11 protein-coding genes are annotated in these 8283 nt (G+C 63.8%); 2 read left to right on the top strand and 9 right to left on the bottom strand.

The window, feature by feature from the left end; genetic code table 11:
- Positions 1 to 169 precede the first annotated feature (169 nt).
- Both rnhB and NKI21_RS27880 read right to left on the bottom strand, forming a co-directional pair.
- The gene (gene rnhB / locus NKI21_RS27885; RefSeq protein WP_127290952.1) at positions 170 to 865 is read right to left on the bottom strand and encodes a ribonuclease HII; all 696 of its coding nucleotides are present in this window, start codon (positions 863 to 865) and stop codon (positions 170 to 172) included.
- A gap of 151 nt (positions 866 to 1016) precedes the next feature.
- Complete coding sequence (locus NKI21_RS27880; RefSeq protein ID WP_023808673.1) at positions 1017 to 2171, bottom strand: PA0069 family radical SAM protein; 1155 nt, start codon at positions 2169 to 2171, stop codon at positions 1017 to 1019.
- 149 nt (positions 2172 to 2320) lie between these two features.
- Here NKI21_RS27880 and NKI21_RS27875 point away from each other — a divergent pair, with 149 nt between their 5' ends.
- Both NKI21_RS27875 and NKI21_RS27870 read left to right on the top strand, forming a co-directional pair.
- Positions 2321 to 2845, top strand: a complete 525-nt coding sequence (locus NKI21_RS27875) for a glycosyltransferase (RefSeq protein WP_023808672.1) — start codon at positions 2321 to 2323, stop codon at positions 2843 to 2845.
- Between the two features lie 143 nt (positions 2846 to 2988).
- Positions 2989 to 3963 (top strand): hypothetical protein, encoded by a 975-nt coding sequence (locus NKI21_RS27870; protein ID WP_023808671.1) that lies wholly within the window; start codon positions 2989 to 2991, stop codon positions 3961 to 3963.
- A gap of 7 nt (positions 3964 to 3970) precedes the next feature.
- Here NKI21_RS27870 and NKI21_RS27865 read toward each other — a convergent pair whose 3' ends face one another.
- The 7 genes from NKI21_RS27865 to NKI21_RS27835 all read right to left on the bottom strand — a co-directional run bounded on the left by NKI21_RS27865 (position 3971) and on the right by NKI21_RS27835 (position 8273).
- Positions 3971 to 4393: a GFA family protein gene (locus tag NKI21_RS27865; RefSeq protein WP_023808670.1), complete on the bottom strand. Its 423-nt coding sequence runs from the start codon at positions 4391 to 4393 to the stop codon at positions 3971 to 3973.
- A gap of 137 nt (positions 4394 to 4530) precedes the next feature.
- On the bottom strand, positions 4531 to 5085 hold the full coding sequence (moaB, locus tag NKI21_RS27860; protein WP_023808669.1) for a molybdenum cofactor biosynthesis protein B: 555 nt from the start codon (positions 5083 to 5085) through the stop codon (positions 4531 to 4533).
- A complete protein-coding gene (locus NKI21_RS27855) occupies positions 5072 to 5971 on the bottom strand; it encodes a 4-(cytidine 5'-diphospho)-2-C-methyl-D-erythritol kinase (RefSeq protein ID WP_023808668.1) in 900 nt (299 codons plus the stop codon). Before NKI21_RS27855 ends, moaB begins: the two co-directional genes overlap by 14 nt.
- A 20-nt stretch (positions 5972 to 5991) precedes the next feature.
- The gene (locus NKI21_RS27850) at positions 5992 to 6177 is read right to left on the bottom strand and encodes a membrane protein (RefSeq protein WP_023808667.1); all 186 of its coding nucleotides are present in this window, start codon (positions 6175 to 6177) and stop codon (positions 5992 to 5994) included.
- 128 nt (positions 6178 to 6305) lie between these two features.
- Positions 6306 to 7169, bottom strand: coding sequence for a S49 family peptidase (locus tag NKI21_RS27845; RefSeq protein ID WP_128302471.1), 864 nt, complete (start codon positions 7167 to 7169; stop codon positions 6306 to 6308).
- A gap of 79 nt (positions 7170 to 7248) precedes the next feature.
- Positions 7249 to 8049 (bottom strand): tRNA1(Val) (adenine(37)-N6)-methyltransferase, encoded by an 801-nt coding sequence (locus NKI21_RS27840; protein ID WP_128302472.1) that lies wholly within the window; start codon positions 8047 to 8049, stop codon positions 7249 to 7251.
- A complete protein-coding gene (locus tag NKI21_RS27835) occupies positions 8049 to 8273 on the bottom strand; it encodes a putative signal transducing protein (RefSeq protein ID WP_127257011.1) in 225 nt (74 codons plus the stop codon). Before NKI21_RS27835 ends, NKI21_RS27840 begins: the two co-directional genes overlap by 1 nt.
- Positions 8274 to 8283 lie beyond the last annotated feature (10 nt).

Below are 8283 nucleotides of genomic sequence, written 5' to 3'. Positions count from 1 at the left end.
CGACCGCTCCGACCAAGACCCTGCGGCAGCAGAGCCTCCACAAAACTGAACTGACCGCTCGGCTTCGTCGTCATCGCAAGATCCCTGGTTCAAAAACAGGGAATCACATCCACACAATTTTGCAACAGGCCCCACAAGGGGGAGATTGGCTTGTCGCTGCCGCCGTTGTTCAATCCAGCCCGGCAAAGCTCTCTTCTTCAACCACTTCAGCGCCACCCAGCCTGAACGGCGAAAACGATACGCGATGCAGCCGCGCCACCGGGCCATGCGCTTCGATCGCGGTGCGATGGCGAACCGTGGCGTAGCCCATGTGGACTTCGAACCCGTAGCGGTCGTGATGATTGCCGCAGCCGCACATCATGCGGTCACGCATCACCTTGGCGACGATCGAGGCGGCAGCGATCGATTGCGAACGCTGGTCGCCCTTGATCAGCGCGCGCCCTTCACAAGGCAGCCCCGGCGGCACGTCGCGTCCATCAGCGAGGGCTAGTTTCGGTCGGACCGACAGTCCGACAAGGGCGCGCCGCATGGCTTCCAGGCTTGCCTTGAGGATGTTGCTGCCGTCGATGCCCTCGGCACTGATTGAGGCCATCGAGACCGCCTGCGCGGAGCCAAGAATTCGCAGGAACAAGGCCTCACGCTGCAAATGGCTGAGGCGTTTGGAATCGTCGAGGCCGTCCGGAATGTTGGCGGGATCGAGCACCACGGCCGCGGCGACCACCGGCCCGGCCAGGGGGCCACGGCCGGCCTCGTCCATCCCGGCGACCGGCCACAGGCCCTCCGCCATCGCCTTCGTCTCGAAGGAGAAGTCAGGCTTCTCGATGATCTCAAAGAGAGGCGGAGAATCAGAACGCGCGCGAGCCATGTTGCGGCGAGGTTCGCATCGGCTCTGATTCTCCGCAAGTCCCTCCGGGTCGGGTGGGGCGCCGGACCGGGAGGGCACCGTCTGCAGGCCGGGGCAGGCCGGACGGGATTCTGGTGCCGCGACGGATCAAACCATCGCGACGAATTGTCTCTCAAAGCAGCGTCAGCTGCACCTGGTCTTTTCCGGCGGCAACGAACTGGTCGGTTCGCAACGTGCGCCGTTCGGCATTGAGGCCGAGCCGCTTGGCTGTGATCTCGAAGCGCCGGCCGATCTGCCAGGCGTAGGGACCGGCGCCCTTCATGCGCTTGCCCCATTCCGAATCGTAGTCCTTGCCGTCGCGCATCGAGCGGACCAGCGACATCACATGGCGGTAGCGGTCGGGATAATGGCGCAGCAGCCAATCCTTGAAGATCGGGCTGACCTCCAGCGGCAGGCGCAGGATCACGTAGCCCGCTTCGCGCGCGCCGGCCGCACGTGCGGAATCGAGGATGCGTTCCATCTCCGGATCGGTCAGGCCCGGAATGATAGGAGCCACCATGACCGACGCCGGAATGCCGGCATCGGAAAGCTGCCGGATCGCTTCCAGCCGCTTGGTCGGTGTCGACGCGCGCGGCTCCATGGTGCGCGCCAGCATACGGTCGAGCGTCGTCACCGACAGCGCCACCTTGGCGAGCCCGCGTTCGGCCATGCGTGACAGGATATCGATATCGCGCGTCACCAGAGCGGACTTTGTCACGATGCCGACTGGATGGCCGCGCGCTTCCAGCACTTCGAGAATTTCGCGCATGATCCGGTATTGCTTCTCGATCGGCTGGTAGGGGTCGGTGTTGGTGCCGATGGCGATGGTGCGCGGCTGGTAGCTGTCTTTCGAAAGCTCCTTGTCAAGCAAGCGCGCCGCATCAGGCTTGGCGAACAACTTCGATTCGAAATCCAGACCCGGCGACAGGCCCATGAACGCGTGCGTCGGGCGGGCAAAGCAATAGACGCAGCCATGCTCGCAGCCGCGATAGGGGTTGATGGAACGGTCGAAGGAAATGTCGGGCGATTCGTTGCGGGTGATGATTGTGCGCGGCTTCTCGACCTGCACTTCGGTCTTAAAGGGCGGCAGTTCCTCCAGCGAATTCCAGCCATCGTCGAACACGTGCCGGCTGACCGGCTCGAACCGGCCGGACGGATTGATACCCGCTGACCTGCCGCGGTTGCGGTCCGGGCGGACACGCATGCCGCTCTGCTCGACCATCGCGTTGGCCATCTCGGCTCTTCCTGCTCCGAAAGCTGCAATGTCGGCGCGCACGATCTGTTCCATTTTCGCCCGCTCCCAGGGACTGTCCATGTTGTGTCGAATCGCTCTGCTCATGAAATTATTCCTATTTCGTTGATAAGAACAAAGCAAGAACTTTCTATGGTGCGATGCAAAACTGGCGCTGTCGGGCGCTTTCCGCTATTCGGCTAAGGATGCTCAGTGTTCTCATCGAAACCCGCAACGACGAGGAGGGCCTCGCCCGCACGCTCGCCTCGCTGATTGGCGGCGCGGTCGAAGGCGTGGTGCGTGAAGTCATCGTCTGCGACACAGGCTCTACCGACCAGACGCATCATGTGGCCGAGCATGCCGGCTGTCAGTACGTGACGGGCGGTGTCGCTGCCGGCATCCGCCAGGCCAAGGGGGATTGGTTGCTGCTCCTGGAGCCGGGCGCGCGGCTGGTGGAGGGCTGGATCGATGAAGTTGTCGCCCATACGGCCAGGCAGACCATGGCGGCACGGTTTTCGCGCACGCGAGCCAGTCGCACGCCATTCCTGGCCCGGGTCTTTTCGGGAAACCGCGCCTTGGCCGACGGATTGCTGATCAGCAAGCGTCAGGCGGCGGCCGCGGCCAAGAGTGCCGGCAGTGCCGAGGCCATCGCCCGCGGCCTCGCGACGAAGCGGCTCGACGCCGAAATCTGGATGGCGCCGGCCAAGCAGGAGCGCCGCCCCTCGACGTGATTTTTTGCAGTTGCTCAGGTCATTGTGCATTGCACAAAATTTGACGCGGGGTTAGCTTCCGTTCAAGCGGGAATTGGGTTTGGGTCATGCCGAGAGGCGAGCACCGATGCGGCATCGGTGGTGCTCTCATAGCCGAGGACCCAATGAAGCTTTCAACCCCCGACACATCCGGCGCGGCCAGTCTCGAGGCCATTGCGCGCAACGGCAGCCTGCTGCGGCGCATCGCCGTGCGTATTCCAACCTATCTGACGGACCTGCGTGAGAACCCTGCCTGGCTGCCGATGTTCGTGTTGGCGCGCACCATGCCCGGACGCCGCATGCATTGGCTCGGCGCAAAGCGCGCCCGCCCGGTCGCCAATGCCGGGGATACGATGTTTGCCGGTGTCGAACGGGGAGCGGTCGTCGATGCGTTGCGCTCCGACGGGCTGTTCTCAGGCCTGGTCCTGCCGCCTGATATCCATGAAGAGATCGCCGACTTCGCCGGGCGCACGCCTTGCTTCGGCAATTTCGACCGCCGTCTCGAATTCATGCCGGGGGAACATGCCGAGGCCGAGAAACGCCTTGGCCGCTCGCTGCTTAGCGGGCATTTTTTCGAGCGCATCCTCGACTGCCCGGCGGCGCTTGCCATCCAGCGCGATCCGCTGCTTCTGGATATTGCCGCGCACTATCTCGGCGGCCAGGCGAAACTGATCACGACGCGGGTCTGGTGGAGTTTTCCCACAGGTGCCGCTTCGGATGCCGACAAGAACCTCGCCTCGCTCGGCAAGTATCATTTTGACCTCGACGACTGGCGCATGCTGAAATTCTTCTTCTACCTCAAGCCGGTCGACGCCGACACCGGTCCGCATGTCTATGTCAGGGGCAGCCACAAGCGCCGCAGCCTAAAGCATCAGCTTACCCTTCTGGTCGGCCATCCCGCGCAACAGGTTCTGGATGTCTATGGCGAGCAGAGCCCGGTGACGCTGACCGGCGAGGCCGGTCTCGGCTTCGTCGAGGACCCCTTTGGCTTTCATATGGGCACCGTGCCGGCACGCACGCCGCGACTGATGATGGAAGTCGGCTTCGGCGTATCGCCGCCGTCGCGCCGACGGTTTCATGGCGAGCCGGTCATCCGCTGAGAGCTGCCTATCCGAAGCTCATCTCGACAGGCGTCCAGTGAGCGCGGCGCCTGGCTTGGCGCTGTGCCCGGCTTTCGGCATCGAAGTCGACACGAGCCGGCTCCTGATTGAACCGCTCTCGGTCGTCCAGGGCGTTGATGATGACGATCGCCCTTGCGTCATCCTCTCCGGCGATTGCGGCGACATAGACGCCGCAATCCCGGCAGATCAAATAGTCGGCCGTCCTCAGCCCGAACTGATATTTTCGCAATCGCGCCTCATCCTTGACCGAGATGGTCAGTCTGCCGTCCGGATCGGCAATGGCGCGCGAACCATGTCTGACACAGAACGAGCATTGGCAGGCGCGAACTTCGATTTGCGATGGGTCGAGTTCGGTTGAAAATGCAAGGCGTATGTTGCCGCAATGGCATCCGCCGGTATGCGTGGTCATGGTTCTGCCTTGTCGTGATGGCGATGATCGCCTTCAGGCAAGGTACTTTTCCGAGGTTCGGTTTGGAATGGTGTTTCGAAGGCACCGGTGCTGTTCTGCCTGCAAAAGCGGCGTGGAACCGACGCTTTGCCTGGCTTTTACAAAGCCGATTTGCCGCGCCGTAAATGCTCGTCCAGGCGCGGCATGATCTCGACGAAGTTGCACGGCATGTGCCGGTAGTCGAGCTGCGCTTTCAGGATGCCGTCCCACGCGTCCTTGCAGGCGCCTGGCGAACCCGGCAGCACGAAGACGAAGGTGGCGTTGACGACGCCGCCGGTCGCCCGACTCTGGATCGTCGAGGTGCCGATCTTGTCGTAGGAAATCCGGTGGAACACTTCCGAAAAGCCATCCATGCGCTTTTCGAAGATCGGCTCCAGCGCGTCCGGCGTCACGTCACGGCCTGTGAAGCCGGTGCCGCCGGTGGTGATGACGACATCGATATTCTTGTCCTGTGACCACGCCAGAACCGTGTCGCGGATTTTCTCGCGGTCGTCGGTGACGATATTGCGGGCCGCCAGCAGATGGCCGGCCTCGGTGATGCGGTCGGCCAGCGTCTGGCCGGATTTGTCGTCGGCGAGGCTGCGCGTATCCGAAACGGTCAGCACCGCGATGCGCACGGGAATGAAGGAGCGGCTCTCGTCAATTCTGGCCATCTGCGCCCTCCGATGCGATGCTGCGCGTCGCGGCAACGAACCAGTCGGGCTGGCGGCCGCGGATTTCGGCGGCGGCGCGCTTGGCGACATTGCCGGTTTCGAACAGGCCGAAACATGTCGCGCCGGATCCCGACATCCGCGAGAACCCCGATCCGGCCTTGTTCAGCCAGGAAAGCGCCCTGCCGATTGCGGGTTGCACCTCCAGCGCCGCGGGCTCGAGATCGTTGCGGGTGATCTCCAGCCAGTTGCGCAGGCTGTGAAAATCGATGCTGCGCGGCAGCGGCGGCAAGGCCTCATTGTCGCGCCGGGAAAGCGCTGCAAAGACATCCGCCGTCGACACCGGGGTGCCTGGATTGACCAACACCAGGCCAAGCGCCGAAAAATCCGGCACCATCGACAGTTCATCGCCGATGCCACGCGCCACCAGCGGCTTTGCCGCCAGGCACATCGGCACATCGGCGCCAAGCGAAAGGCCGATCCGCGCCAGCTCGCTGCCATCGATGTCCAGCGCCCATGTCTCCACCAGTCCGCGCAGCACGGTCGCCGCGTCGCTCGAACCGCCGCCGACGCCGGAGGCAACCGGCAGGTTCTTTTCCAGCCGAATAGCGACCGGCGGTGTTCTCTCGTGCCCGGCTGTCTGCCGCAGGGCATCGCGCGCCTTGAGCACCAGATTGCTGGCGTCGAGAGGAACGGCCGGGGCGTAACGGCCCGATACGGTAAACTCATCGCCGTCGGCGGGCGCGATTTCGACCCTGTCGCCAAACCGTGTGAACACCGCCAGGCTCTCGATCAGATGATAGCCGTCAGGGCGCCTGCCGGTGACATGCAGCGCAAGATTGATTTTGGCGTGTGCGTGCCAGCTACGCGACCCGATGTCGGTGTCCACAATCGTCTGCGGGATGATGCTCAGTCCTTGGCCAGCCGGTATTCGCCGGTCTTCGGATCCTTGACCAAAGTGCCGATCGCGCCGTTGGCCGTTTGCTTTTCTGTGCGCCGCACCTTGGCGGTCACGCGCTCGGCTTCCCTAATGAAGGTGCGGTAGCCGAAATAGGCGGCAACGCCAACGACGGCGAAGAAAATGATCTGCGGCATGCCAAAACTCCTCCCACGCTGGGCCGGCGAAGGCGGCCGGTCGGGTCGGTTGATGCATGTCGACCCGCTTTTGGGAACACGACATGCATGAAACTCAAGCTCTCATGCTAGACGGTTTTGCCGGGTTTTCAAAGCCCGAAGCGAGACCACAGCGCGCGCTCTTCCGCCGCATCGATCACGCCGCTGGCGGCAGCGGCTGCGATATCGGGCGCTGAAAAGCCCTTGCTTGAGCCGAACAGGCCGAAGCGGCTAAGGAAACCGCGCGGTGTCGTGATCAGCCTGAGTTGGGTTTTCGCCCCGAAACGGGTCTTGAGCACAGTGCGCATGTCGCCGAGCGCATCGACCAGCCCGAGTTCGAGGCCCTTGATGCCGGTCCAGAACAGGCCGGTGAACAGGTCCGGATCGTCCTTCAGTTTCGTGCCGCGCCGCTCCTTGACGAGGTCGATGAAGGTGCCGTGCACCTCGAGCTGCAGCGCTTTCAGGCGTTCGACGTCCTCCTTCTTCTCGGGCTTGAACGGATCGAGCACCGCCTTGTTCTGGCCAGCTGTGTGGACACGTCGCTCGATGCCGATCTTCTTCATCAGTTCCGGGAAGCCAAACGAAGCCGAGACCACACCGATCGACCCGACGATGGACGACGGGTCGGCGAAGATCTCGTCGCCGGCGACCGCGATCATGTAGCCGCCCGACGCCGCGACGTCCTCGACGAAGACCAGCACCTTTTTGTCCTTTTCCGTGGCCAGGTCACGGATGCGCTTAAAGATCAGCCGCGACTGCACCGGCGAGCCGCCGGGCGAATTGATGGAGATGGCGACCGCCGGCGCGTCGTAGGAAAACGCCTTCTCGATGAGGCCGGCGGTGGAGGCCAGCGACAGGCTCGGCCGGAACTGGCCACCGCCTGCCATGATGGTGCCGTGCAGCCGGATGACCGGAATGGTGACGACGGTGGAGCGCCAGGATTTCGGCAACAGGCGGTTGATGAGTCGTTTCACGAGGGCGCGGTCTCCGGTCGATAGGTTGCAGGCATGTAGGGATTTCCCGGCCAACGGCAATGTGGCCGGGCAGAATAGCTCAATCTCCGAACAGCGAGGCGAGGCCGTTGGTGATCATTTCGCTGCGCTCGTCGGGGCCGTTGCCTGATTGCGCGTGCAGCATCAGGGGCGGGCGTATGGCAAGCTTTCCCCGTGCCCCGAGCGCTGCCCGCACGACGATGCGGATCGCCGCCGCATCGGGACGAGGGTGGACGGCGAGCATCTCGGCATCGCCGAAGCGGCCGGCGATCGCATCGAGAATGGCGCCGAGCTGTTCGGGCCGGGCGATTACGGCGAGCCCGCCGCGCGGCCTCACCACCGCCGCCGCACTTCTGATCCAGCTCTCGAACAGCCCGTCCTCCATGACATGGGCTTCCTTTCGCAGGCGATCCGATGTGGCGCGGTCCCGGGGAGCATTGAACGGCGGGTTCATGATGACGAAGTCGAAGTCGTTGTCGGCAAGGCCGGCGGCCGCCCGCGCCCGGCCCGATACGGTGACATCGGCGACCAGCACGGATGCGCGATCGCTGAGATGGGCATTGCCGGGATGGGCAAGGGTGGCCGCCGCGAAGGCCGCCATTTCCGGCGCGCGTTCGACAAGCACCGCCTCTGCCGCCGGGCAGCGTGACAGCACCGCCAGTCCGGCAGCTCCGGCTCCGGCGCCGAAATCGGCCAGGCGCCCGCTAAAGGTCGATGGCACAGAGGCCGCCAGTATCATCGCATCCATGCCGGCGCGATGGCCGCTCTGCTTGGGCTGGACGAGCCAGAACCGGCCGCGATGGAAAGCGTCGACCGTATGGGCCGGCGTGTCCGGGACAAGGGCGGCGGGCGCGGCGGACATTATTTTCCGCGGATTTCGTTGGCGATGCCGGCATCCGTCAGGATGCGCCGTGCCGCGTCGGCCTGGTCGGCATCGACCATGACGCGTTTCTGCAAAAGGCCGATCGACCCTTCGAGAATGCTCATATTCTGATCGGCGACAAAGCAGGCGATGCCGGCGTCGCGCATCAGCGATTCAACAAAGGAGATGATCACGGCATCGTTGGTGCGGACAAGTTCTATCATCGTATGAAAC

Source organism: Mesorhizobium sp. M0715 (assembly GCF_040320355.1).
Lineage (GTDB): Bacteria > Pseudomonadota > Alphaproteobacteria > Rhizobiales > Rhizobiaceae > Mesorhizobium.
Note: the sequence above shows the minus strand (reverse complement) of the source record. Positions and strands in the feature narration are given on the sequence as shown.